Raw genomic sequence first — 26,068 nt, 5'->3', positions numbered from 1 at the left:
TGAAAACTTCGATTAGGAAGCTAATTTTTCTTCTTTTACCTTATACCGACCAGTACTAAATGGTCCCTGCGGCCGGCCCAATTATGAATACCTGCCAACTCCATAAAAATACAAAGCCACCTTCGAAATCAATTGATTTCATTGAAGGTGGCTTTTTTTCTATGCATTTTGAGAGCCACTCCTATATGACCTTTTTTCGTAATACTCCGTGAGTTAATTGTGTAGGAGGATTTTATAAACAAATATCGAGATATGCTTCGACTAAATGTTCAACAGTTATCCAAGTGGAAAACCCCAGCCAACTGTAAGGCTAGTGGTTAAGAAATCCTTCACCACTTCAAATATTTACATAATATTTACTATTATTTACTTTTATATAGGCGGTTTATGCATTACGATTTGGATATAGGATTATTTTATCTGCTGCTTTAACCGCACCATTGCACCGAGGCATTAGCATCTCATTAGTTTCAGGATGGATGGTGATACATATAAACTACAAGGGAGGAATTTCTGTAATGAAAAAGTTTTTCTTATTTGCCGCAACTCTCGTTTTGATGTTCAGTGTTTTTCAGTTTAATCCGAATTCTGCATCTGCCGGCTTGCCTCCTGGCATTCCGACAAAAGCTGACGCCCAAACCCAGCTGAACGCTCTGACCGTAAAGACAGAGGGTTCCATGACCGGCTATTCGCGGGACAAATTTCCGCACTGGATCAGCCAAGGCGGAGGCTGTGATACGCGCCAAGTCGTGCTGAAGCGCGACGCCGACTACTACAGCGGAAGTTGCCCGGTCACATCCGGCAAATGGTATAGTTATTATGATGGTGTCACCGTATATTCACCCTCAGAAATTGATATTGACCATGTCGTCCCGCTTGCTGAAGCATGGCGTTCAGGTGCAAGCAACTGGACCCAGACAAAACGCCAAAATTTCTCTAATGATCTGAACGGGCCAAAGCTAATTGCAGTGACAGCAAGCGTCAACCGTTCGAAAGGTGACCAGGACCCATCGACATGGCAGCCTCCGCGTGCGGGAGCAAAGTGCGCTTATGCAAAGATGTGGATCAACACGAAGTACAGCTACGACATGAGCTTACAGTCATCAGAAAAAACAGCCCTGCAAACGATGCTTTACTCATGCTCTTACTAAATTTCAGTAGTTAACCAGAAGATGGAGGTGGAGATTTGGAAACAAAATCATCGGTATTCACAGCGTCCCATGGAGTCATGACCGAGGAAGTCGGCGTAATTAGCGGTGAACTCGAATTGCGAACAAGCTGCGATGAAAACGGGGCTTTAACGCTTTCAATCACGTATGTTGGCGCCGAAGAATGGTATACACTGCCGGGCGGGAAATACATCCTAAACGACCCGCGCGACCATGAAGTCGTCCACCATATGCTCACCAATGTTTTGGAACGGAATTAAGGACTTTATTCTATCGTATAAAAAGAGCTGTCCCGGGAAGTTTTTAGGGACAGCTTTTTCTTAGCTATTTTTATTACAGCAAAATGAAGAAATGAATAACCCACTTCTTAAACACTTATCTACGGGGACAGAAATGTATAAAGCATAAATCGCAGTGAATGGTCAAAATCGTTTGGAATTGTTTTTTACACAGAGAGACGAAAATGCTAAAGATATTGTTCACATTTACAAGTAGTGGGGTTTTGAATTATGATAGGACGAATAGGTTAGTTGAAGGAGTGGCAAAGTGAATAAATCAGTAACGAAAAAAATGGACGAAATGCTTGAAGTCTTTAACAGTCTTCCGAATTGCAAGATTGAAACGAATGCAGAAGGCAAGATTTTGATTGCCAGCCATAACCCGGTTCCCTGGAGCGATTCTCTTGAGAAAACGGACGCGGAATCGATGCACAAAATTGGGTCTATCACGCCCCATAAAGCGTCCCTCGGCCTTTATATTGATTTCCCGCACAATCTTTTGGACGTTGACCGGGTCGAGGACATCATAAACCCGGAAGGCACTTTGATGTATTACCCGCCAGGCACTAAAGCTCCCACAGTGAAAAGCTGGTGGAGATTCCGGTCAGATGAAAAGTTCGATAGCATCCATTTGGTTCTGCGGAAGATCGAACTGGATATGTATGATTTTAAGAGAGAAGACTGGATTCGGTTGATGGAAGAGATTACTGGTGTTCATCAATAATTAATCACATAGCTTCAAATAAGAAGAAAAGACCTGCCACTCGAAATCGGATGGCAGGTCTTAAATTTTGTTTTAAATTCAGCTTCCCAAGGTGTGGCACAATTTATCAATTGGACCAAGAGTTAACAACCGCCCCTTGCGCAAGCAATTCGAAAAGCGCATACTTAATAGTCGAGAAAATTATTAGGAGTTCGGTATATATGGAAAACAATGCAACAACACTTACTAAAATTACACCGCAATACGATCCGTGGGAAGCGTATATGGATATTGAAGAACACGGCAAACTGACCTTATCCAGCATCGAATTTACCACGACCTATTTATGCAATATGCGTTGTGAACATTGCGCTGTCGGCTATATGCTGGCGCATAAAGATCCGGATGCTTTGCCGATCGAGCTGCTGTTTGCGCGATTGGATGAAATCCCGCATTTGCGGACGATCAGTTTGACGGGCGGAGAGCCGATGTTTTCAAAAAAATCGGTAGCCAATTATGTATTGCCTCTATTAAAATACGCCCATGCACGCGGAGTCCGCATCCAGATGAATTCGAATTTGACGATGCCGCTTGACCGCTATATGGAAATCGCTCCTTATTTGGATGTCCTGCACATTTCCCATAACTGGGGCACGATCGATGATTTTGTCGATGGCGGATTTGCCAATATGGAACGCAAACCTTCCAGAGAGCGGCGGGCCGAACAGTTCCAGCGAATGATTGACAACAGCCGCGCGCTGGCGGAGGCAGGCGTGATGGTGTCGGCAGAAACGATGCTGAATAAACGGACATTGCCTCATTTACAGAGCATCCACAAGCAGATCGTTGAAGAAATGAAATGCGCGCGCCACGAAGTGCATCCGATGTACCCAAGCGATTTCGCCAGCCAATTGGAAGTGTTATCGCTGGATGAAACGAGAAAAGCCATTCATGAACTACTAGATGCCCGTGATGAAAATGTCTGGATGTTATTCGGCACATTGCCGTTTTACCCGTGCAGCCAAAACGAAGAAGACACCAAATTGCTGAACCGCATCCATGCCAGCAAAAACGTCACCGTCCGGAATGATCCGGATGGCCGCTCCCGGTTAAACGTCAATATTTTCACCGGCGAAGTCATCGTCACTGATTTTGGCGATACCCCTGCGATGGGCAATATCCAGAACGATTCCCTGCCGGCCATGCTGGACCGCTGGCTGGATCGGCCGTTAGCCAAAACGATCGGCTGCCATTGCCCGGCGGCAAAATGCCTGGGGCCGAATTTGTTAGTGAAAGATGCCTATTACCCGAAAACCGATTTCACTGTCCAGAAATCAAAGATTACCGTTTAATTTGAAGAGCCCGATCTAGTGTGGAAGAGTCCAGCTAAATCGGGCTTTTTTGTGGCTTCAACTCTGAATATCAAGTGATTATCTTCCTTATTCAGGCACATACGCGTACACTTTCTCTTCATCTGTGATTTCAAACAGCAGCTCGGAAGGAATCTCTTTTGCAGCAAGTTTTTGCTGGCTGATCCTCAACGGAGCGACTTCTTTTAAGCTCTCCAGATTTCTGTATTTCAAAGCTTTCACACCAAAGTTCATTTTCACTTTATAATTTTCTTCAATGTTATTCACTTTCGTTTCAATGGCACTGATGATGTTGTCGTTGTTAGCCATAATTTCATCCAAGGTGCGGGATTTTGAAGCTCCTTCCTGGTAATTTCTTATCGCAGTCAAATAAGGCTCGTAACATTCTTCAATAAACTTGATATTCAGCAATACGAGCTCCTGTTTGCTGTTGAACGCCTCGATCAGTTTCCGGTAATCCTTTATAACGGCGGCTTCGCCCCATTTTCGGATCGTTTCATGCTCTTTCAACCGATCAATGCTGTCGCCAATGTCTTTAAGGTCCTTATTTAAAACCTTCAAGTCTTGAAGCGTTGCAGCGTAGAAATCTTCTATTTTCTGATCTTCCACGCCTCCCAGGTTGATGCCGTTGGTTCTGAACCGCTCGACAATTTCCTTAAAGTACGTGAACCGCGATTCGATGCTGCCGAAAAAATCGTTATCCCTATACTGGATGATTGTATTCAGCTTTTCTTCCATGTTCTTTAAGGACCTTTGGATTTCAATCAGTTGCTGCTGCCCGACGACCGCTGTCAACAGGTTGGCACTTGCATGCACCACGAGAGATGGATTGATATTTTTCACTAGCACGGCTTGTTTATAGATGCCTGTCGCACCTTCTTTTTTTCCGGAAGGCAGATACGCCTTGCCGCTTACTCTTTCAATCAGCGTCATGCTTTTATCCTTTAGCCCTTTTACAACTTCAGGGCTGAATTCCACCTTGTATATTATTTGATCCCGGACCACCACTGCCCCAGCTGACAGAGTTTGCAGGATATCCGTTTTCAAAACGGCAGGGACTTCAATCTTTATATAACGGTCCTTTACCGTTTCTTCGCTTTCCACTTCCGAAACGTGCGGCATCAAGTCAATATAAGGATCTATTTCTGGCTCTGCCTCACTATTTATGGTTTCCGCAACGCTTTCTTGGTCAGGCCTCTCGTCAACAGGTGAAGGGACCGCTTTTTTTCTGCTGAAATAAAATAACAGGAGAGCTGCTAAAATTAATAGAATGGCTGCTATTGGAAGGATGTACTCCACTTTCTTCTCCTCATTTCTTTCTCAGAAGTATTTTCGTTTAGGTGATTCATAGCATGATTATATGATTTTAGCATACCCTTTTTATGAAAATTGCACTCAAAATTCAACAGTAACAATGAAAGCCACCTTCGAAATCGATTGATTTCATTGAAGGCGGCTTTCTTCTATATAATTGCATTATATTGACTGAATCCTTAAGTGCATATGGACGCGACATTTAAAGCAAAAGTTAGTAAACAAAAATAGTACTTTCATTACATTAAGATATGCAAAGAAATAAGCCGCTCCATTCAGGAGCTTCCGAATGGAGCCGCTTATTTGAAATTGACTTCACTTTATTTTTGAATCTGTTGAAGCACTTGATTCTGAAAAGACGCCGTATCGAATGGAATAATCACATTCTCGGCGAGTTCTGATTTTTCGAGAAGCAAATTATGCATAATTTCTTCTACTGTACCATTCGGAAAGTTACGCTTGTCTTGCGTGATAAACTGATAAACATAGACGTCTTTAGTCTGGCCAATTCGATATGCCCGATCGGTAGCTTGGTTTTCTACCGCTGGATTCCACCATCTTGTATAGTGAACAACATGATTCGCACTTGTTATAGTTAATCCTACGCCAGCTGCTTTTGGAGAAAGTATCATTGCTCCAAAACCAGTTATATTATTAAATGACTCTACTACTTCAGCACGATTTTTTGTCATGCCATCAATGATTGGAACGTGGATTCCAAATTCTCTTGTTAATTCTGATCTCAATATAGATTGTACTTTTCTAAATTCTGTAAAGATTAATACTTTTTCTTCTTTCTTTTTTACTGTTTTCAATAACTTCATTAATTCGACGAGCTTTGGAGAGTCTTCTAATATCGGTTCTTCACTAAACATGACTGCCGGATGTGCATAAATTTGTCTCAAGTTCATAATAGCGTTCAAAACCATGCCTTGTTTTGAACGCAATGAAGATACGATCGCTTCAGAAAGTGCACTCTGTTTTCGCGATGCATCTAAATATTTCGGTTCTAAAAGGTGTTTGGCTGGCAACTTCCCTGATAACACTTCTTTTTTCGTACGCCGTAAATAATAAGGTTTTAATGTTTCCATTAACAGCTCATCATTCCGATTTTTTATAAATTGTTTTCTAAAATCTGCAAGTGATTCCATTGCTCCAGGCTCTACAAAATCCATAATAGACCATAATTCCTCAAGGCTGTTTTCGACAGGAGTCCCTGTCATCGCTAACCGAAAATCCCCTTGCATGGCTCGTATAGCTCTCGATCTAGAAGTGCCATGAGATTTTACGTTTTGAGCTTCGTCTGCAATAATATTTTTATACTTAATTTGTCCAAAAATCAGCTGGTCCAATTTTAAAGTATCATAGCTTATAAATGTTATTGGCCGGCTCTTTAGATATTCTACATCTTTTATCCGGTGGCTGCCTAAATGAATATAGACTTGATTAGCAAGCGATGGAGCAAACTTTTTGATTTCATTTTTCCAGTTTTCAATAAGGGCTATAGGTAAAATAATAAGGGAAGGGGCAAGCTTTCCTTGCGACTCCTGGTAAAGCAGAAAAGCAATAACCTGAAGCGTTTTGCCCAGTCCCATATCATCTGCCAATAATCCGCCTGTATTACTTTTTTCAAGGCTAGCTATCCAACTAAATCCTTCTCTTTGATAATCATAAAGAGATGCTTTCAGATTAGCAGGAACCGTAAAATCTTCATATGCCTTTTCAGAAGCAGCTGTCGTATTAAACTCAAGAGCCTGCTCATTATCAAAAATATCAAGCGCCATTCGTTCTTTGTCCCGCTTCTCTTCTTCATTGCCGAATCCTAAAGCTTTTTTTAGTTTACTATCTGCATATATGAATTCACGATTAAGCTGGTAAAAACTCTTCTCCGGACTCTTTGTAATTTCGTCCTTTAACGCTTGTTCATCAAATAGAATTTCTTCACCCGTTTCAGCATCAAACCACTGCAACTTTCCTTCCCGAACAACAGGGCGCGGTTTTTTTATGACTACAAACCCTTTTACTCTTTCCGAAAAAGCTTCAATATCAAAACTGAATTCATGGTCTGGAAATAAAGACTTTGGATTTTCGAAGAACTGAGGAATTTCATCCCCCTGTAACACGTCATGAGATTGAATTACCGAAATGTCTTCACGCAGCTTTTTACTGGTAGCGATGCGCGTTCTATTATCTCCATTACGAATCGTTGAGTTCTGTAAGTTCTCGTTAAGGTGTGCTGTAATTTCGGAACTCTCTCCCACAATTTTTAATTTCATCGAATCAGGATTGAGCATTTCAGGTTCAATTGTAATTTCTTCTACATACTCATAGTTTTCTCTTTCCAAAAAATCGTCAGTTTCAAAATTATTCAACCGGGCAATCTTTTGTATCTTTGCAATCTTTTCATACCCCGAAGAAAAAGAAGAATCTTCAATAGCCTCATGCAATTGCCATACCTCTTTCGGCAGATAATATGTATCGTTTATTGTTTTGTAAAAGGGATATTCTACTCTCCCTTCATACTGAATCAATTCGTTTTTGTTATTGTACAGATTCAAAGAAAATACTGGGTCTCGGCCGGAATCCCCAATCATTTTCAATTTTGCTTTCACTTCTTTTAAGGATACAGGTAAGCCCATTCTTGTTAGAATGGGCTTAAAATCTTCTGTATTAATTAATTTGTAATAGTTTTCAATGGGCAAAAAGGATTCTTCCATGTACTCAGTCTCATTTAATTCCTCAAAAGCTGCGTACTGATCAAAACCTTCATGCTTATAATACTTCCGGAAATCAGCATCTGTTAACGGCACGTTAATAGGATTAAGCTGTGATTTCACTTTTTCAAAAAACTCGAAGCTGATCTTTCCATTCTCAACTTTATACTCACATATCATCGAAAATTTTCTGCTTGCGAATAATTTCATTTTCATTCACTTCCCAACCTAGTCTTCTGCTAAGGAACCTGTCAAAATTTTCTTGCCATCCGTAGGTATGTGATAGCCAGCCGCCTGGAACTACCCGATTTTTTTCCATCAGTGACGATCTTTTGACAACAGCTTTTGAATAAGCAGACCTGTTTAACTGAACTTGATTTTCATGCATTTCGATGCGTTTACCAAACTGTTGATTAAAAAATTCATTTTCATATACATATACTGCACCAATGCCTAATACTTCAATGATTACAACATCATTGAAATACATTAACATTGTGTTATCGTGATTCAAGACCACTACTTTCTCTAATTTCGTAGCGAACTTCTCCCAATACTTAAATCTTTCATGGTTCTGGTTTAAGTTACCGAAGAAGTTTTTAAGTTCTTTGGACATTACCCAGCCATGAAAAGCGATTTTTTCTTTCTCGCCAACATCTGACCACTTCATTGGCTGGCGCACGTAAGTTCCAAGATTTTTATAAATGGCTTGGCTAATTTTTTGCAGCTTATAAACACTATTCGACCGAATAAATCCTCTAGCAAGTATTTGCTGCTTTACATTGTCTGACTGATTCATTAGTTCAATGAACTTTTCCTGTTGGTCTTTATAAAATTCTTGAGTACCATTGGAAAATAACTCTAATAGGACACTATTATAAAAACTATGGCTTTCCTTCAGCATAAGAAAATCAATTAAATCATTAAAATTCAGCGATTTTTTCATTTCACCAACTATGAAATGTTGCTGCCGATTTTCCACTTTTACAAAGTCGTCCCAAAAAACTTTTTTTCGAGATGACCACCCTTGAATTACTGCTGCTTTATTCTCCATATAACTTTCACAAACAATATGCCAATTGCCCTCAAAACGATGATCGATATAACAAGCTTCTAACGCATAATCAAACAACCGTGAATCTTTCTTGCTCCGCTCTAACAACTTATCTTGAACTAGCTGCCATCTGTTTTTCGGTGAAATATGTTCCATGATAAAAGGGAATACTTTTAAGTTTTTTGGATTTATCCTTTCAAACCAATTTTCAAACTCCTTAAACTCTTTCTCCGCATAATGATAAATCCAAGTTTTGAACTCATTTAGCAGCGTCTGAAATTCAGGAGTATCATATTCAGTTCTCCTGCGGTGTTTAATTTCGCGGTTTACCCAGTCTGTAATAAAAACCGGCTTGTATACGAAATTCATTCTTCATTCACCAACTTTTGAATTTCCTCAATTCTTTCTTCTTCTTTTAAACGAAACAAAAACTCTACTCGCCGGGACTTTTCAGCATTATAAGATCCATCTTTGTTGTTGATTGGGACCATGTAACTTCTGCCGTTAGAAGTTAAATAGTTTTTTGATAACTCCTTCGAAGGAAAGTCCTTAAAGTCATCAGAATAGATTAACTCTACCACTGAGAATGCTCTGCTTTGCGATAAGTTTAAGTTATAAATATAAGGGCCTTCTTTATCCGTATGGCCTTCTACAATAATTGAAGAAATTTCTTCTTTAAATTTATCCTGCAAAATAATACTGAAATATTTAGGAACAAAGGTGCTTAAGAATTTCTCTCCTTCTTTTGATACTTTTGCTGACCCAGTTTTGTAAAGGATGTTTCCTGGAAACCGGATTGCACCTGTTTGCGCATCCACTTCAATATTCAAATTAGAACCTTTGAATTCTTCAGTCAGCGCAGCAATGATATCATTCTTCACATTGGTTACGGCATCTATTTGTTTTTGCTTCTCTACCATATCTTCCCGATAATCCAGAATAACTATTGTCAGCAAAAGAGCAAATACCATCAGCATCGCACTCATTAAATCGGCATACGACATCCAGTAATTCGTTTCTTTTCTTTGTCTTCTCATACTTCTAATTCAACCTTATTTCTTAATTGCTCTACATAATCAGTTAGAATTTCAATAGAATCCCCGTAATTATTCGAGATAACTTTAAAGTGCTGCACCGCTTCTTTTAGCTCTTGGTCAAATTGTTGGAACGTGGTTTGTACGCCTGATTCAATGTTCACTTTAAACTCGCTTAATGAATTTGATAATTCATTTTTCACTGCTGCAAAGTTTTTAGCAGTTGAATCCCACTGTTCTTTGGAATATTTGATTTGAGAAGTTGTTTCTTTTAAATTCGTTTCGGTTATTCCCATGAACTCTGTCATTCGATTAGCTAAATGTCCATTCCATCCTTCAAGCTGCGGAATCAATTCGCTCTGCACTTCTTTCATTTCCATTAATGATTGAGCTAACCCGCTCAACCCTGTAACGGTTTCTGTTAATGATGAACTTAACGGAATCAATTCGGCAATAGCCACTTTTGCCCGTTCCATAAATTCTGCTGATTCTTTTGAGGCGCCCATCTGCATTTCTGATGATTTCACTAATTCATTAGAAAGATTTTCAAAGCGCCGGGAAACGATGTCTGTCTTTTCAACTAATTCTTCGATCATTGTTTGTTGGACTTCACTCATTTTATTTCCAAATTCAACAAATTGATTTACTAGTTCATCTGATTTAAACATAAATTCTTGGTTTTGCTGATTCAGGCCGTCTTGCAATTCTACATGTTGCATCATCATCCCTTGCATCAACCCTAAATCAGCCGCAAGGTTGGCAATTTGTTCTTGCGACTCTGCGTAATTCTTTTGCGTAGAATTCATCTGCTCAGTAAGCGAAGAAAAACCAGATACCATTTCATTTGTTCTAGTAAGCATTTCTACATTTGTTGTAGAAGCATCCTTGATTTGGTTGACGACTCCATCCATAGAGCTAAACATTTCTTGTTGAGCGTTTTGGGAATTGCGTAATAGCTTACTGAAATCTTCTATGGTTTCACTTGTAGCAGCTGTTACTTGCTCTATAAGCTTAGAAGTTAATTCGTCTCCTTGATTTTTGATGATATCGAGATGCTCTTTTGAAGTTTCTGATTGGGTTATCAAATGGTTGGCAATTTCTCTATTTCCTGTTTCAATCGTCTGGATAAATGGATTCATCGCTTTTTCCAACGCATCTGTTAAAAGAGTCTTCATTTGTTCTGACTGCTGTTGAGTAATTTTTTCAAGACGGTTCAAGAAAATTTCTTCGTCATCTGCATTCAAGAAATAATGCAGCCGATCGATATGCCAATCAATATCTTTATTTGTTTTAGTTGATATAGCCCTATCCACAAAAATCCATATTAATGAGAGAACAACACCAAGCACCGACGTGTAAAATGCCGTTTTCATCCCACCGATTAAGCCTGCAACTCCTTCTCTTAAAACTTCAGGGTCAATAACGTTCAGGCCAGATAAACCAATGGCTAGTCCTATAAAAGTCCCTAAAACTCCTAGAGATACATGAAGTCCTCCACCGTAATCTAAGATATGCCTTCTGCCTAAAGTATCATGCAAAGCATCATATCCAAAGAAAGGTTCTACACGGATCTTTTCATCTACTGCCTGTCCTTTTTTAATTCGTTTATAATATTTTTCCCACTGTTTTCTATAAAGGGACTTATCAGAAGTTGCAGCAAATATTTTATTGATTTCAAAATTTAGCTCTTCAATGTTAGTTTGCGAATCCAATTCCTTAAGCCCATTTTTCACCTTTTTCATTGAGCTATAGTTATTCCAATTCATTGCTAAATGTAGGACTATCAAACCTGCAAACACAAATAACTGAAATCCCATAAATCCATTCGTGAAAGGATCTAAACCTCTCTCAGATATATATTTGAAGAGGTCATCAAACCATCCAAAAATTATCATAAAAATTCCCCCGTCGTTTATTTTTCATCTAATCATATCACCTATTATGGTGTTATATCTATACAACTTGTAAATTTTGTAACAAGTAAATTATCAAAGTATTAGTATAGAATGCTTATTAGAAAACAAAAAATACTCCCGAATCACGATCAGGAGTATTTTAGCGTTTGGTCTATTTCATCACTTCAAGAAACAACTTTATTAAATTTTTAGTAATAAAGTTTACTGTCCATATTGATATTTCATACAGTGCAAATACTTAAAGAGTTCCTTTATTAAATAAAATCAGTAATGCAGAAAGCAAGCAGTGTCATAATTATGTTCATTGGAACTACCGTCCATTTGATAGCAGTTCATCTTTTTTTATTATTCCATTTTCGTGTAATCCCCGCTACAAAAATTAGAGTTGCTAATAACATAACTATTGAAGCGACTGTACATTAAAGAATGGATTTGGTCATATGTATTCCTCCATGCTCAATTCAATCATTTTGGTGTTATCAAACTTCAAAACTACAAACGAAAGCCACCTACTCGGATATTAAATAACCCAAGCGGTGACAGTTTCAACTTTACTAGATAAACGTATTGTCTCAAACGGGTTCTTTGTATCTCCATAGAGTTTCTTAATTTACATAAACATGAATAAATAAGAAAGCCAAACTATAATTTGTTGAAACAATACTTTATTCTCTTTTCGAGTAATTGTTGTCAAATCGTTTGGAATTTTTTCTTTCCAATAGACGCGATTTTCAATAAATTTATTCATAACTCACTTTGAATACTTCTCCATTATAGCGCTCGCAAATCCATTCCCACTGCCTCACTACTTTTTCCAGACTAAGACTAACAAGTGGGTTTTGAACATACTCAAATGCAAGTTTTTCGGAGTCTTCATACATGATGCAAATGTAATAATTATCAGCGTGAATATGAGCAGCTGTATACTCGTTATTCGTCATGGATATTTTTGTGCCACGAGATTTTACAAATTTCACTTCGATATATCTTTCAATGCCATCTGGCGTGACACTTAACACATCGTATCCTAGATTTTGTTTACTTACATCTTTTGCTTTGTTCCCCTGCATCTCTTCAAACTCTATACATTGCTTTTCTGCTGCCCTCCAGCGAGAAACGACTTGCTTTTTCACTTCAGTATTTAAATCTTTGCTCGACTCAATTGCTGGCGAGCTATCATCAGTCTCCTGAAGAACAATGTTTCCTATATTAAAAAATTCTTGTAGCCATATCACTTCTCCAGAAACTAAATGCCGTTCTAGCGCTCTAACGAATTGAGCTAGCAAAGCTTTATCACTATCAGCCAATCGGATTGTTTGATCCCCGCTCTGCAAAAGGCAACTATTTAGATCAAACTTCTCTTTTTTAACCAAATACTTGTTTCTCACTTGTTTTAGCACATTTGCATATAGTTTGATGAAAAGCGGTTCTGGCAAAGCTTTTATAAATCCTTCATTACTCAACATAATGGTCCACTGATTAATCGAATATGTCTCGTTCGCAAAATCTTTAAGGTAATTATCTAATGCGCTTAAATCATTACCTTCTACCAACGGCAGCGTATCCTTTAATGGCGTGTTTTGACGAACCCAATTCCACTCTGCTTCATCAAGGAAATTAGCTTTTTTCACATAATCAGCTGGCGCGATTGTCGTACCATTCTTCATAGTGATCCAATCCGTATTAAGCAAAACCATGAACTGCTGCTCAAAATATCGGGGAATTTTTGCGAATGTATTCTTTTGCTTGACGATTTCAATAAGATTAATGAGATTATACTGGTGTGAATTGGCTGCATTTTTTAGCATATGAAACAAGATTAGCGCGCTATCTTTAATCGCATTTTCTGTACGAGAATCCAACGTAATGTGCTTCCTGCTTGGATCAGTCGAAAAATCGCTGTTAATCTTAAAGGAATATGGGCTTGGTTCATAAGTAGGCAGGTAACAATGAAACACTGCTTCTTCCTTTTCACATGGCAAGATTTCTGCATCTTCATTCAATGCAAAAGCAATCTGTGCATATTCTCCTTTTACTACTTGCCATAAATAACGCTTCCCATGGAAATGAATCGAGACTTTATCTGTAGCTTTCTCTATTTCACTAGTTGTATGATTGTTGGCAACGTCGATATTCACTTTGCTAATATTCCGTAAAAATAAGAAGTAATCAGCTTCTATCGACTCTATTTCTTGAAGCAAAATTTCTTTCTTAGCTTTATAAAAAACAAAGATAGTTGTAAAACCCTTTCCTTTCAATTCTTCCAGCACATCTTGAATTTCATCCTCTACTGCTTCTATAAGGAATGGTATACGGATAGTTGGTACGCGCTTCTCATCCTCAAGACCAAGACTTTTAGCAGCTAACGATTTAGAAAACGAAAATGTACAATCGTTTGAGTGGATATAAATAGTATTTGATAAATGTGTTGTACTTTTAAATCCTACACCCCTATATCCTATCGTTTCTCCTCTTTTTTTCTCACTCGCTCCTGATCTACAGATACTTTTAACATCTACTTCATTAAAAGGTTTTCCATTATTCGCTATGAACACATGCCTACCTCTTTCAGCAATGTAGAAAGCTGTCGCCCTCGCGTCATCTGCATTCTGAAGCATTTCAATAAAGACTCTTTCTCCATAACTTTCAGCCATGTACGATTCCATTGCGGCCATATCTGAAAATAATTGAGGCGAATTCTTTGCTTCAAGCAAGAATTCATCGCTTAACTGATAAATCACCTTTTCTAATGAGTTAGACATAATCGATCAACGTCACATTTAGACGAGCTTTTTGTTGCTTATCAGAAATTGTTTTCACCCATTTCAACAATAAAGAACTTGCTTCGCCTGCTATAGCTACTTTCTGATCATGTTCTTCTTTATCGTCCCATTCTTCATCGAAATCATTGATTTCCGAGAATTCGTCTACAAACGCCTCGCAAATATCTTCCAAATAAGAGGCAAAAGTTTCTTCTTTGTACCGATTGGATTTAATCAATTTAAATGCTTCATCTGCCATATCATATTCGCCAGCTTTCAACATATCAAAAACTCCATAATGATTCACGGAATCTGATTTAGCGTAGCATGCTTCAAAAATATCTAGATTCTCTTTTAAAACTTCTAGGGTTTTTTCAATTCCCACTTTCTTTTCTAATTCACTCATAATGTGACATGTGAAAAAATGGCCTTCTTCTTTTAGGTTCGCCTTTGGATGACTTACTAAGTAACTCCACATTTCTACAGCTAAATCTAAATTTTTCGCTCCAATTTTAACTACAATATCCCCTAACTTTGAGCGGTTATTCTCCAAATTTTCTTTCAAAATTTCAAAACTTTCCAATAGTATTGTCTCTTTACCAGCACTAGATTTTTTCCCCATTCTAATTCTCCTTATCTCAATGTATTTTTAACAACTACTGTAGTGTATGATCAAAATCTTTTAGAATTGTTTAATCGCCCTTTTTGAATTGAACTATACAGTTTTGCTTTTGAGTCTTTTTGATGCAGTAGAAGGAGCATTGCTAAAACCTTTAGCTGTAGCCTCTTTTTCAGCATCTGCTAATATTTGAGAAAAATTAACTCGACTCAATTTCTCGGGATATAATTTCATTCTAATTACCGTTCCTTCTATATCGCAATCGCTCAATTGTTCTCTATCATACGAAAAACTTATTGACTTAGCACCTGATGCTATGCACAATACTCCTTCTGTTTGTTCTATTATCCTTTTCACTAATGCTAAACCATAACCAGAGTTTTTATAATCTTCCGGTGCATAAGAATGGTTAGACCAAGCCGATAAACCGGGCACAACTGCTTTTCTTATAGCCGCTTCATCCGTATCCTTTTCATACCATACCTCTTCTTCATCAAATGGAATTGTTTCTTTTAATCCTATTCCTAAATCTGCTAATACTACTTCAACGTATCCAAGATAAGGGTACATCTGTGCTCCATAGAAGAAGCTAGGCGCTTTAGAATGATCAAAAATGTTCCTAACCATTTCTCTAATTACAAATGAAAATAAATCTTTAACATTTTCATCAGTAACTCCTTCAAATTGCATTAAAATTTTATTAACAATTTTCTCTGAGATATCATCGTAATAGTTTTCAATAGTTGTTTCTTGAAGCCTCAATTCTTTAAATAATTCATTTATCTTTACTTCTGTCGGTGCTATGTATGTCGGTCCTTCACTATAACTTAGAGCATTCGATAGTCCAATTTTTTGAAATATCCCCATTCTTTCTCCATATGTTATTGCTGGCTTTTGAAGATTATCAATTGCTTCTAATTCATAAGGTATTTTATTTTCTTCTATTTTATTTATTGTTAGTAAAAATATTATAGCTCCAGCAGGTTCTATAAATTTCAAGTTTGAAAATGAAAAAACCAGTTTTTCTTCTGACAGATAATAATTATTTGATTGCAGATATTCAGTCATTCTCAACATATTTTTGTATTTCATTTCTTTAATCATTATCAACTAAATCACCTCAAATTATTAGTAATTTCTTCAAAAACAACTTTCTATAATAAGATTATTTCTTCTTTTCCGCCACCTTCATCTCCATTCTTTCCAACTCCCCATAAATAAACTCTTGATTTAATCTTTCTTGCAAATATTCAGCTAGAGCAGCATCTGTACAGTACACATAACACCCCTTCTGCCCACGAGTCATAAGAGTCCGATATGTATTCCGAATGATTTGATCTGCAAGCTCCTGCGCTTTTTCCGGATTTTCTTTCGCCATTGTTTTGATGCCTTTCAACGACTGATCTGTCTTGGCGCGCTTTGTATAGTCAGTAATGACTTTACCATTTTCATAGCGCATGTCGTCTCCAATAATCACGCCGATATAATCAAATTCAAGCCCTTGGGCTGTATGGATGCAGCCTGCTTCTGCTATCGAATTTTCATCAATGGCCCAGGTTTCGCCACTATCAAGGTTCCAGCTGATGCCAAAGTCCTCTTCTTCGATCAGGATGTCGTGCATATCCGATTTCCCTCTATTGGCTTTTGGCCATTCCCAGCAATAATCTGCGACGATGCGGGATTTATTATTGGTTTGATTCAAGTCTTCGATTGTATTTCGGAGTTCTTTCGGATCTGTGAAAACGCGGAAATCGTAATCGCCGCCCATGTCGTTTGCGTTGGCAGTTTCTCGTATTTCCAGAACGTCATCCAGCCAGGCAATATAGCCATCCGATCCATCGCAGCGAAATTGGGATGCGAGAAACCCTTCTGCAACATCGGCGTTGTATTCTTTCGCAAAATGCTTGATGGTCTCGATGCTTCCCACATCTTTTAACGTCACTTTTTGGTTTTCATCAATAAAGAAGATGGAGAGTTTCGATGAGTGGATGATTTCCTTTACTTGGTGCTCACCCAGGTTTTGAAACATGCCTGATTTTTCATTCAAGCGATGCGCTTCATCGACAATGAGGACATCAAATTCATTTTCAGCAGTTTCCGTATAACTACCGGACCCTTTAAATAAATTGTCAATGTGGTTCTTGCGAAAGCCGCCTTTCAATTTTGTGGCATACACCTGTCGCGGTGCTGCGTTTTTCGTCACGTACTAAGCAGTCATCGATTGATTGGTCAGTGCAACAAGCAGGTTAATGGCAAGAACGGATTTCCCTGTCCCTGGGCCGCCTTCGATGATCAAGACATGCTTTTTATCGGTTTCAACCGCTTCTTTGGCTAGTTGAAGCGCCCATTCATACATCACTTTTTGTTCGTCGATCATGATAAATTCTTCATTTCCTTGAAGCATGTTCAATAAGGCGTCCTGAAGAGACTTGGATGGGCGGATGCGTCCCAGTTCGATCTGATACAAGATTTCTTTTTGGTCGCCTTTGCGAATGTATTTCTTGATGAACGCCCGGAGCTTATCAACGTCTCCTTTAGCATAGACTGGTGCTAAGTCCATGTAGTATTGGTAGCTGCTGTGGGTCAGCGGGTCTTCCTGGTGAGCAGACTTCCGGTAATTATGCAGATACGCGCAAGGCTTCAATTGGATATCTTGCGTCTGGACGTTCTCGTTATAGTCTTCGATTAAAGCCGCATAGGACCAGGCTTGATAAGAAGGATGCGCAACTTCCCGCAGACCACTGTTGATCGCCGTTTTTACAATCGCTTCTTTGCCTTCCACCAATTCCATTTCCGACCATTGCTTCAATTCCACGATAATCACTGTATCCCGGTCTCCGTCATGGCCTGACAGCAGAAAATCGACTCGTTTTGAGGTGTAGGGAATTTTATACTCAATCGCCACACCTGCGTCATCAGGTATTTCTTCATCGTTCAGGACTCTATACATATGGAGCATGGAATTATCCCATGCCCGAATTTCGGATTTGTTTGATTTACCGAGCTTTTTCTCAAATTGCTCTATGATCCGCGTGACTAACACGTCTTGATGAACGTGCTGGAGGAATTCCTGTTTTGTCGCTTCATAAACAATCATTAGCTATTACCTCAGTTCTACTTTCGATGTAAATATCTGTCTCTTATTACATTTATATTAGCATCATTTTCCTTTCTTGAACTTACTTTTCTTAATTTTTCATCACTTTTATTAATTTCTCATTCTATTTGATATAATTTTCATTTTTATTGAAAACTCCGGTATAGAAATTAAGTAAAACTGATTAAGCTATTTAATAACTTAATTCGATAGGTTCTTTTTTATTATATATTTTACATATATTTGATAATAAATAACAAATAGACCTATACTTAGGATATAATTGAATTCTAACCTCAAACGATTATTGGAGGACTGTTTTGTAATGATTAAAAACCTATTGAATAAATTCTTGTCTAATAACCCTGTCTCAAAACCATCAAACATCCCACCTATTGCTCAGCTACATAAAATCTATCTTTTTGAATCAAACCAGCATGAACTTGAACAAATCATCGAATCTCCTGACCTTCCGGGCAAAGCTCCTGGATATGTTTATTTTGTCCAAGAGTACATGAATGGTTCTTTTAAAATCGGCAAGACGAAAAACTTAGAAAAAAGAATGAACATTTTTGGCGTAAAGCTGCCTTTTGAGAATAAGCTTATTTACCTTATTAAAACTGGAAATCATCATCAAACAGAAGTTGCTTTCCATAAGCATTTTTCAGATAAAAGACTGGAAGGGGAATGGTTTGCTTTAACTAAAGAAGATCTTGCTTGGATCAAAGCAGGAACTTATACGGCGGAAATCCAGCAAACCATACTTGCCATCGAAGAAACACCGGTAAAAGAAAAAAACAACAAAGAGACAGAGAAAAAAGAAGACAAGCCGTTAACCACTAAACAGATTGAATTTGCTAAGACGCTGCTTGCGAAACTGGAAGACGACTATGAGCTGGTCATTGATCACTCTTCATTGACCCAGAAAGACTTGAACCGCTTGAGCGGCTACTTTAGATTCAAAAACAAAGGTGCGTTAACTAACTTAGTTGCGGCAGGTGTGCTGAAGGAAAAATAAAAGGAGGAATATATAATGACTAATTTAACTTCCATGATGGCATGGACATTTACACAAGAAATCGATATACCTGATTCCATCAATGATTTACTAATAACAGGTGAAGAAGCACATATCGCCTATAAAACTATCCGTGATGTAGCAGTGGTGACAAACAAGCGGATTATTATTTCAGATAAGCAAGGGATGACCGGCAAAAAAGTGGAAGTCTATACAATTCCGTTCAAATCGATCATCATGTATTCATCCGAAAACGGAGGAACTTTCGATTTGAATGCAGAGCTAGAATTATGGACGAAAGCAGGAAAGTTCAAGTTGAACTTGAACAAAAAAGTCGATATCCGCAAACTGGATAAATTGATTGCGGAAGCAATTCTTTAAATAAGAGAAACCTAAATTCTTCACTACCAAAAAAGACCTGAAGCGCATTTCCTGCGTTTCAGGTCTTCTTGTTTAGCTTAAGCAATTGTAATTCCCCTTGCGCTATTTCCTCATAAATTCTTCAAAATACTTCACTGTCTACATTTCTGCACCCGATTATTCTAATACTTCTTTGAGCAATTTGATATCTAAAGCATAAAAGACATATTCCTTTTTCAATCAAAAAGCTGATGTTGAACAGTTCGACTGCCGCTCATAATGCCGTGCATGCTTTCGAAAAGATATTCGAGGTTCTCTTCAGTAATCAAATAATGAATAATCATCCGCACTTTTTTCTTGCCTATCTTTTTCACTTTAATCTTCTTTTCTTTCAAAAGCTCAATAAATTTATCCGCATCCATGCCTTCTTTAATAATATCTACAGCAATAATATTCGTTTGGACATTGTCTAGGTTAATGCTTATCCCTTCAATGGCCGTTAACTTCTTCGCAAGCTGATAGGCTTTTTGATTATCCTCTTTCAAGCGGTCAATCATATGGTCCAACGCATAAATTCCCGGTGCCGCTATAATCCCTGCTTGCCTCATTCCGCCTCCGAGCCGTTGGCGATTCATTTTTGCATGTTGGATAAATTCTTTTGAGCCGGCAAGAATTGATCCAAGAGGACAGCCCAACCCTTTCGTCAAACAAAATTGTACTGCATCCACATGCTTGCACAATTCTTTCGGTTCTACCCCTAAAGCGACGGCAGCATTAAAGATTCTTGCGCCATCCAAGTAAACAGGGAGACCATTTTGAACGGCAATTTCTTTAATTTCCTTCATGTTTTCTATGGAAACAATTTGTCCGGCATTTAAATTGTACGTATTTTCAATAGAGATTAAAGCAGTTTTGGCTCGTTGGATGTCTCCAGCAGAAATTAACGATTCCACCACTTCGGGATCAAAATATCCATTTGTAACAGGCATGGGCCTTGCTTGGACTTGTGCAACTGCTGCTAACGCTGCACCTTCCAGATTTAGGATATGAGATTCATTTCCTACAATGACTTCCTGGCCTCTTTGTCCGAAATTCATGATAGCTATTTGATTGGCCATCGTTCCTGAAGTGACGAGCAGCGCATCTTCCTTGCCAAGCAAGTCCGCTGCTTTTCTCTGCAATTCATTTACCGTTGCATCTTCCCCCATAATATCGTCTCCAAGCGAGGCATTCACAATGGCGTCCATCATTTCGGCTTTCGGCAAGGTGACTGTATCGCTTCGTAAATCCAGATAACTGTTTATCATGGTCTTGCTTCCTCCAAGTCAAGAGCAACTTCCGGTTCTTCGACGGTTTCGGAATCTTCATCCTCTTTGCCGAAGTAACGGTTAACGATCATAGCAATTGCACCATCTCCTGCTATATTGGTTGCAGTGCCAAAACTGTCTTGAATCATAAACAAAGCGAGCATAAGTCCGATTGCTGCTTCATCAAAGCCAAGTGTGGATTGTAAAATACCGATGGCTGCTAAAGCAGAACCTCCTGGCACACCAACTGCACCAACTTCAATCACACCCAGTATCAGTATAAATGAAATAATCAGTCCAACCGGCGGTAAGCTTCCTTCGGTCAATAGTGAAACCGTAATGGCGCTGATCGTCAATGTCATAGCCGCCCCCGAAAGATGAACATTGGCACATAATGGCATCACAAAGTCTGCAATTTTTTTATTGAGGTATGGAACCGTTCGTGCTTGCTTAAGGGAAACGGGCATTGTTACAGCACTCGACATTGTACCCATAGCTGTAAAATATGCTGGAAGCATTGCTTTAAACATTGTAAACGGACTTTTTTTCGAAATTACACCCGCTACAGCATATTCAATAATCAGCCATACTACCTGTAAGATCAGAATTAACGCCAGCATCTTTCCAAATACCGCCATTGTGCCGAAAAGCTCTCCTTTTGCAGCTAAGCCCGCAAATATACAAGCAATGAAAATCGGGATAACTGGAACGATAAATCCTCTTATAACACGTTCAACTACGTTTCTAAACTCTATGACCGCAGCAGAAAGAACTTTCGCTTCTCCCCAAGATGATGCCATCCCGATGACAATTGCTAATACAAGCGCTGAAATGATTCCCATAATAGGCGGGATATCCAACTCCACGAAAGGAGCGCCGATTTCCACAGCTGCTATAGCCTGGTTAGCCTGTAAAGCGAAACCTGGTACGATTAGATAAGCTGCTATGGCTGCCAGCATACAAGCAAGAATCGTATCTAAATAAGAAATACCAATTGTAAAGCTAAGCAATCTACCAGCCTTTGAAGAAAACTCTGCGATACTTGCTGCAACAAATGCAAAGATTATTAATGGAATGAAGAATTTAATTAGATTCCCCAATAACATGTTCCCTGTTTCTGTAAAACGGATCATCCAATCCGGACCGAACAATCCAATTAAAATTCCAATGACAAGACCAAGTAATAATTTAGGAATAAGACCAAGTTTCATTTTTTCTCCTCCACTCTGCATTTTTTATTCTGGTTTTTTACGTTAAAGCTTAACTATCAATCCCGGTATCGCTCCTTTCTTCGAATTAAAATTATCAATATTGTATCATAAAAAATTTATTAATTATTAAATATTCTGAATATTTATTTTATTTAATAACGGATTTTTCTTGCAGTATAAAATCCCTAAATAAAAACCAGGAAGCAGCAGACATTTTGCCGCTTCCTGGTTTTTCAAATTAGTCTAGATTTCGTTCAGCAAGACCCTATACTGACAATCTTCTAATTTCTGTACTTAAATGGTATGTTTATTGAAAGAAAGTATGAATGAGGCTGTTGATATTATGGCTTATTAACGTGTTAGATTAACTCATTATGCAATTAAGAAAGGTCAATCTTCAACAAACGGGCTAGATTATGGAACAACAAAATGTCAATGAAGGACTGAGACGATGGAAGTGCCTATGAATTTAGACCAAGCAACTTTTCATGTAGAAAAAACGAAATCACTGAAACTAAAAGAAGTAATTTTTATGATTAAACCTGACATTAAAGAACAAAAAAGATTGTTTAGAACATCATTATATAAATTAACAATTATCGTAGAAGTAAATAATAAAGGGTATGAATTTGCAGGTTATGATCTCAATGATAAGTTGATTTCACAGTTGGAAAAAGACCCTTCAAGATTTTTAGTTGGAGCAGAGCCACCCTTTTTATGTGGAACTAACTGGCCGGCTAGTGGAATATCTGAAGTTGTAGAGGCAAACAATGTACCTTTGGATTCCCTGATCATAACAGATGGAAATAATGTCATTGCTACAATCTATAATGATGAAATACCTATATTGAGCAACTGGCTTAAGAATTTAATCAGTTAAAATAAGAGTAGTTTAAGGAAAATATTAAAAGTTCTTAAGCTTTACTAAAAATAAAAGACAGAAAGCGACCCAGAATTTACCGTTTTCTGTCTTTTTTATTGGTTTGAATTCATTTCACAAAGCCCTCTGCCGACATGATTCGCAGACACCGTTTCTCTCCCCCAACTCCCTCGCCCAAATCAACAATTGGCCAATTTACTATCTATCACTACCTTAAATTCATACCTTGTGTCATTCCCCCATCAACATCTAAAACTGTCCCTGTTATATAACTTGATGCATCAGAAGCATAAAACAATACAGTATTTGCAATTTCCTGTTGTGTCCCAATTCTACCTAATGGAACTTTTTTAAGCATCTTTTCTTTTCCTTTAGGATCCATTGAATGTAATAATGGAGTGTCAATTGTTCCAGGAGCGACGCAATTAACTGTAATGTAAGGTGCAAGTTCTATTGAAGCTGTCTTAGTTATACTTACTACACCCGCTTTGGAGGCTGAATAATTTGCTTGACCAAAATTACCTTTATAAGCTATGGATGATATGTTTACAACTTTGCCATACTTACTTTGTAACATATATGGGGCTACAGTTTGTAATACAAAGAACAACCCTTTTAAATTTACATTCATTACCGCATCCCAATCTTCCTCGGACATATTTACAAGTCTAACATCTCTAAAAATTCCAGCATTATTAACTAATACGTCAATCTTCCCATATTCCTTAATGACCTCTTTTACACCACGTTCAATTTGCTCCTTATTAGTGATATCTACAGCCATTGCTAGTCCTTCTATCTTCTTATTAGACATTTCTTCTTTTACTTTATCTACTTTCAAATCAAAAATGACTACTTGTGCACCTTTTTCCGAAAGTTTCTCAACACAAGCCCATCCTATTCCGCTCGCTCCACCTGTAATAATTGCTACTTTATTTTTTAATTCCACAGTATATACCCCTCTCCATTTATTCTTCTCCTACTTATATATGTAGCAAGAATCATGCCAATTATTTTTGGCTGAGTAACAAGGAATATATGCAGTGCTTTGTTAATACTTGTTAACAGTTGAGTGTAAATTGATAAGTTTAATTAACAGAAAATTTTCACTTTTCCTATTAATTCGTTATAATGGATTTAAGTTTTGTAAGGGGGAAACGTATTTGTTAATCACAGATTATATGTCGACCAACTTTGTAAGCTGTACAATGAAAGAGACATTAGAAGACGTGACCGCAAAGTTCTTAAATACACCTTCTAAAATATTGCCAGTTGTGAATGAGGAAAATGTTTTAATAGGTATCGTTACACAAAATAAAATTTTTCGCCTGTTAGCAAGCAAAATATCATTCAAGACGAGCATTAGGGATTTTTATATAGCTGATCCGATATCTTTAAGTGAAATGGACTCTCGAGAAGAAGCAAGAATTTATTTATTGAAACATAATGTTGGACATGCCCCTGTAATCAATAAGGAAGGAAATCCGATTGGCTTACTTTCAACCCAGGAATTATTGGATTCCTATAATATCGTTCATAATCAATTAACCTCTCTCATCGATTTTGCCTACGATGCTATGATTCTTGTAAATAAAAATGCGGAAGTATCAATGGTTAATAACAGTTTCTCCGAGTTGTTTCAGCTAAGCAGTAAGGAAGTTTTGTTTAAATCTACTTCAGAATTATTCCCTGAATTAGAAATTGAAAATATTATGAAACACGGCACAAGCATTAGCAACATACCGCAAATTATAGGTGGCCAGCAATGCCTCATTTCTATCAAGTTGATTAGGGAAAACGGTGAAGTAAATAGTGCGATTTGTAAAATCTCTTTTCGCGGATTAAAAAATCTGCAAGAAGCACTTACAAAGGTACGAAGATTAGAAGAGCAAGTTTCTGCCTATAAAGATGAAATCCATAACAGCAAAGGAACGAAATATACGTTGCATGATATTGTTGGGGAATCAAAGGTCATTCAGAAGGTCAAAGATGATGCCATGCTAGCATCGAAAAGTCTTTCTACCGTTTTGATCACTGGGGAAACTGGTACGGGAAAAGAGTTGTTTGCTCAAGGAATCCACTCCGCTTCTAATCAAGCAGGACGATTTGTAGAAATAAATTGTGCTGCAATTCCGTCAGAACTTCTAGAATCTGAGCTTTTTGGATATGCAGGCGGCGCTTTTACAGGTGCAAAGCCTGGCGGGATGAAAGGGAAATTTGAACTTGCACAAAATGGCACAATTTTCTTAGATGAAATTGGTGATATGCCGCTCCCACTACAAACAAAATTGCTGCGCGTATTACAGGAAAAAGAATTTCAACCAATTGGGAGTCCTAAAAAGATTCACTTAAATACGAAAATAATTGCAGCAACCCATCAAAATATAAGAGAATTAATCCAGGATGGCAAATTCAGAGAAGACTTATACTATCGCCTAAACATTGTGACCTTAACAATTCCTCCATTGCGCCAAAGGATGGAAGATGTACCAGATATTATTAATCACATTATTCAGCAACTGAATCAAGATGGTTTTTATATTCGAGGTGTGACACATTCTGCTCTGACAAAATTAATGAGCCATTCATGGCCCGGTAACGTGAGGGAGTTACAAAATGTTTTGGAGCGAGCGGCTAATTTGAAGACTGGGGATTATATAGAGGTGGATGACCTCTCTTCTATTCCGGTAAATAGTGAAGGAATATCCACCGAGAAGACTTATAATTACCAGGAAAAAATTAATATGACCGAAAAAGAAGCAATTGCGTCTGCTTTGAAGGAGGCGCATGGGAATAAAACAAGGGCTAGTAAGTTATTGGGTATTAGCAGGCCGTGGCTTTATAAGAAAATGAAGGAGTATGGGTTGAATTAGGTCAGGAAGGATGAGGAACTGCGCCTTGTTAAACGGTGAAAAATAAAAAGTCTATGCCACAGCCTGGTACCGATATTCTAACGGTGCTGGGCTATTTAATTTCTCTTGGTATTGTTCTTCATTATAAAATTCAATGTATATCATTATTCTTCTCCAACTCGGGACATACTAAGAGTCATCCCAGCTTCTGCAATAATATAATGATACTCCTCTAAGGTTATGCCAGGTTCCGTAGCGGAAACCGGCGACTCCAGCGGGATAGCGAAGTGCCGAAATCCACTCGGGCGCCAGTCCCGAGTTAGTTCGGCGTGACATAGCTGTCAACTTAAGACTTTCCCCGAAACCCTTCCGGTCATTTTTTCTGTCCGGAAGGGTTTCATTCGCTTGGA

The 26,068-nt window shown here is 38.1% G+C and carries 20 protein-coding genes and 1 pseudogene; 8 read left to right on the top strand and 13 right to left on the bottom strand.

Annotated features, from left to right (window positions below):
* Window positions 1-518 precede the first annotated feature (518 nt).
* The 4 genes from AC3AQ9_RS15050 to yfkAB all read left to right on the top strand — a co-directional run bounded on the left by AC3AQ9_RS15050 (window position 519) and on the right by yfkAB (window position 3,502).
* Window positions 519-1,151: an HNH endonuclease family protein gene (locus tag AC3AQ9_RS15050; protein WP_488308308.1), complete on the top strand. Its 633-nt coding sequence runs from the start codon at window positions 519-521 to the stop codon at window positions 1,149-1,151.
* Window positions 1,152-1,186: 35 nt separating this feature from the next.
* Window positions 1,187-1,429, top strand: a complete 243-nt coding sequence (locus AC3AQ9_RS15045) for a hypothetical protein (protein WP_437150869.1) — start codon at window positions 1,187-1,189, stop codon at window positions 1,427-1,429.
* A gap of 286 nt (window positions 1,430-1,715) precedes the next feature.
* Complete coding sequence (locus tag AC3AQ9_RS15040; protein WP_488308307.1) at window positions 1,716-2,171, top strand: hypothetical protein; 456 nt, start codon at window positions 1,716-1,718, stop codon at window positions 2,169-2,171.
* Between the two features lie 200 nt (window positions 2,172-2,371).
* The gene (yfkAB, locus tag AC3AQ9_RS15035; RefSeq protein WP_488308306.1) at window positions 2,372-3,502 is read left to right on the top strand and encodes a radical SAM/CxCxxxxC motif protein YfkAB; all 1,131 of its coding nucleotides are present in this window, start codon (window positions 2,372-2,374) and stop codon (window positions 3,500-3,502) included.
* Window positions 3,503-3,589: 87 nt separating this feature from the next.
* Here yfkAB and AC3AQ9_RS15030 read toward each other — a convergent pair whose 3' ends face one another.
* The 9 genes and pseudogenes from AC3AQ9_RS15030 to AC3AQ9_RS14990 all read right to left on the bottom strand — a co-directional run bounded on the left by AC3AQ9_RS15030 (window position 3,590) and on the right by AC3AQ9_RS14990 (window position 18,030).
* Window positions 3,590-4,819, bottom strand: coding sequence for a DUF1572 domain-containing protein (locus AC3AQ9_RS15030; protein ID WP_488308305.1), 1,230 nt, complete (start codon window positions 4,817-4,819; stop codon window positions 3,590-3,592).
* A 335-nt stretch (window positions 4,820-5,154) separates the two neighbouring features.
* The gene (locus AC3AQ9_RS15025; protein WP_488308304.1) at window positions 5,155-7,764 is read right to left on the bottom strand and encodes a DEAD/DEAH box helicase; all 2,610 of its coding nucleotides are present in this window, start codon (window positions 7,762-7,764) and stop codon (window positions 5,155-5,157) included.
* Window positions 7,718-8,971 carry a hypothetical protein gene (locus AC3AQ9_RS15020; protein WP_488308303.1) on the bottom strand — a complete coding sequence of 418 codons (1,254 nt, stop codon included), beginning with the start codon at window positions 8,969-8,971 and terminating at the stop codon, window positions 7,718-7,720. Before AC3AQ9_RS15020 ends, AC3AQ9_RS15025 begins: the two co-directional genes overlap by 47 nt.
* A complete protein-coding gene (locus AC3AQ9_RS15015) occupies window positions 8,968-9,639 on the bottom strand; it encodes an OmpA/MotB family protein (RefSeq protein WP_488308302.1) in 672 nt (223 codons plus the stop codon). The genes AC3AQ9_RS15020 and AC3AQ9_RS15015 overlap by 4 nt, the downstream gene beginning before the upstream one ends.
* Window positions 9,636-11,531 carry a hypothetical protein gene (locus tag AC3AQ9_RS15010; protein WP_488308301.1) on the bottom strand — a complete coding sequence of 632 codons (1,896 nt, stop codon included), beginning with the start codon at window positions 11,529-11,531 and terminating at the stop codon, window positions 9,636-9,638. The genes AC3AQ9_RS15015 and AC3AQ9_RS15010 overlap by 4 nt, the downstream gene beginning before the upstream one ends.
* Window positions 11,532-12,292: 761 nt before the next feature.
* A complete protein-coding gene (locus AC3AQ9_RS15005) occupies window positions 12,293-14,314 on the bottom strand; it encodes a protein NO VEIN domain-containing protein (RefSeq protein WP_488308300.1) in 2,022 nt (673 codons plus the stop codon).
* Window positions 14,307-14,936, bottom strand: a complete 630-nt coding sequence (locus tag AC3AQ9_RS15000; protein ID WP_488308299.1) for a hypothetical protein — start codon at window positions 14,934-14,936, stop codon at window positions 14,307-14,309. The genes AC3AQ9_RS15005 and AC3AQ9_RS15000 overlap by 8 nt, the downstream gene beginning before the upstream one ends.
* A gap of 93 nt (window positions 14,937-15,029) precedes the next feature.
* Window positions 15,030-16,037, bottom strand: a complete 1,008-nt coding sequence (locus AC3AQ9_RS14995; RefSeq protein ID WP_488308298.1) for a hypothetical protein — start codon at window positions 16,035-16,037, stop codon at window positions 15,030-15,032.
* A gap of 61 nt (window positions 16,038-16,098) precedes the next feature.
* Window positions 16,099-18,030: pseudogene (locus AC3AQ9_RS14990) on the bottom strand (DNA/RNA helicase domain-containing protein).
* A 325-nt stretch (window positions 18,031-18,355) separates the two neighbouring features.
* Here AC3AQ9_RS14990 and AC3AQ9_RS14985 point away from each other — a divergent pair.
* Both AC3AQ9_RS14985 and AC3AQ9_RS14980 read left to right on the top strand, forming a co-directional pair.
* Entirely contained in the window at window positions 18,356-19,048 is a 693-nt protein-coding gene (locus AC3AQ9_RS14985; protein ID WP_488308297.1) for a GIY-YIG nuclease family protein, read from the top strand.
* Window positions 19,049-19,063: 15 nt separating this feature from the next.
* Window positions 19,064-19,429 (top strand): PH domain-containing protein, encoded by a 366-nt coding sequence (locus AC3AQ9_RS14980; RefSeq protein ID WP_488308296.1) that lies wholly within the window; start codon window positions 19,064-19,066, stop codon window positions 19,427-19,429.
* A 215-nt stretch (window positions 19,430-19,644) separates the two neighbouring features.
* Here AC3AQ9_RS14980 and AC3AQ9_RS14975 read toward each other — a convergent pair whose 3' ends face one another.
* Window positions 19,645-20,715: a threonine aldolase family protein gene (locus AC3AQ9_RS14975; protein WP_488308295.1), complete on the bottom strand. Its 1,071-nt coding sequence runs from the start codon at window positions 20,713-20,715 to the stop codon at window positions 19,645-19,647.
* Window positions 20,712-21,926: a dicarboxylate/amino acid:cation symporter gene (locus AC3AQ9_RS14970; RefSeq protein ID WP_488308294.1), complete on the bottom strand. Its 1,215-nt coding sequence runs from the start codon at window positions 21,924-21,926 to the stop codon at window positions 20,712-20,714. The genes AC3AQ9_RS14975 and AC3AQ9_RS14970 overlap by 4 nt, the downstream gene beginning before the upstream one ends.
* Before the next feature lie 451 nt (window positions 21,927-22,377).
* On the opposite strand from AC3AQ9_RS14970, the gene AC3AQ9_RS14965 reads away from it, so the two are divergent.
* Entirely contained in the window at window positions 22,378-22,806 is a 429-nt protein-coding gene (locus tag AC3AQ9_RS14965; RefSeq protein WP_488308293.1) for a hypothetical protein, read from the top strand.
* Between the two features lie 208 nt (window positions 22,807-23,014).
* On the opposite strand, the gene AC3AQ9_RS14960 is transcribed toward AC3AQ9_RS14965, so the two are convergent.
* Window positions 23,015-23,755 carry an SDR family NAD(P)-dependent oxidoreductase gene (locus AC3AQ9_RS14960; RefSeq protein WP_488308292.1) on the bottom strand — a complete coding sequence of 247 codons (741 nt, stop codon included), beginning with the start codon at window positions 23,753-23,755 and terminating at the stop codon, window positions 23,015-23,017.
* 214 nt (window positions 23,756-23,969) lie between these two features.
* Between AC3AQ9_RS14960 and AC3AQ9_RS14955 the strand changes: the two genes are divergently transcribed.
* Window positions 23,970-25,679 carry a sigma 54-interacting transcriptional regulator gene (locus AC3AQ9_RS14955; protein ID WP_488308291.1) on the top strand — a complete coding sequence of 570 codons (1,710 nt, stop codon included), beginning with the start codon at window positions 23,970-23,972 and terminating at the stop codon, window positions 25,677-25,679.
* A 168-nt stretch (window positions 25,680-25,847) separates the two neighbouring features.
* Here AC3AQ9_RS14955 and AC3AQ9_RS14950 read toward each other — a convergent pair.
* Window positions 25,848-26,068: hypothetical protein (locus tag AC3AQ9_RS14950; protein WP_488308290.1), on the bottom strand; the 221-nt coding region annotated here is incomplete at its 5' end.

This window comes from Planococcus sp. VCh962, from assembly GCF_057748275.1.
The sequence above is the reverse complement of the archived record's forward strand: the minus strand, read 5'-3'. Positions and strand labels throughout refer to the sequence as shown.

Excerpts from the sequence above, each read along its gene's own strand:
- AC3AQ9_RS15005 (WP_488308300.1), bottom strand. The coding sequence starts at position 14,314 with ATGTCTAACTCATTAGAAAAGGTGATTTATCAGTTAAGCGATGAATTC.
- AC3AQ9_RS14995 (WP_488308298.1), bottom strand. The coding sequence starts at position 16,037 with ATGATTAAAGAAATGAAATACAAAAATATGTTGAGAATGACTGAATAT.
- yfkAB (WP_488308306.1), top strand. The coding sequence starts at position 2,372 with ATGGAAAACAATGCAACAACACTTACTAAAATTACACCGCAATACGAT.
- AC3AQ9_RS14970 (WP_488308294.1), bottom strand. The coding sequence starts at position 21,926 with ATGAAACTTGGTCTTATTCCTAAATTATTACTTGGTCTTGTCATTGGA.
- AC3AQ9_RS15000 (WP_488308299.1), bottom strand. The coding sequence starts at position 14,936 with ATGGGGAAAAAATCTAGTGCTGGTAAAGAGACAATACTATTGGAAAGT.
- AC3AQ9_RS14975 (WP_488308295.1), bottom strand. The coding sequence starts at position 20,715 with ATGATAAACAGTTATCTGGATTTACGAAGCGATACAGTCACCTTGCCG.
- AC3AQ9_RS15025 (WP_488308304.1), bottom strand. The coding sequence starts at position 7,764 with ATGAAAATGAAATTATTCGCAAGCAGAAAATTTTCGATGATATGTGAG.
- AC3AQ9_RS15050 (WP_488308308.1), top strand. The coding sequence starts at position 519 with ATGAAAAAGTTTTTCTTATTTGCCGCAACTCTCGTTTTGATGTTCAGT.
- AC3AQ9_RS14985 (WP_488308297.1), top strand. The coding sequence starts at position 18,356 with ATGATTAAAAACCTATTGAATAAATTCTTGTCTAATAACCCTGTCTCA.
- AC3AQ9_RS14980 (WP_488308296.1), top strand. The coding sequence starts at position 19,064 with ATGACTAATTTAACTTCCATGATGGCATGGACATTTACACAAGAAATC.
- AC3AQ9_RS15010 (WP_488308301.1), bottom strand. The coding sequence starts at position 11,531 with ATGATAATTTTTGGATGGTTTGATGACCTCTTCAAATATATATCTGAG.
- AC3AQ9_RS14965 (WP_488308293.1), top strand. The coding sequence starts at position 22,378 with ATGGAAGTGCCTATGAATTTAGACCAAGCAACTTTTCATGTAGAAAAA.
- AC3AQ9_RS15015 (WP_488308302.1), bottom strand. The coding sequence starts at position 9,639 with ATGAGAAGACAAAGAAAAGAAACGAATTACTGGATGTCGTATGCCGAT.
- AC3AQ9_RS15020 (WP_488308303.1), bottom strand. The coding sequence starts at position 8,971 with ATGAATTTCGTATACAAGCCGGTTTTTATTACAGACTGGGTAAACCGC.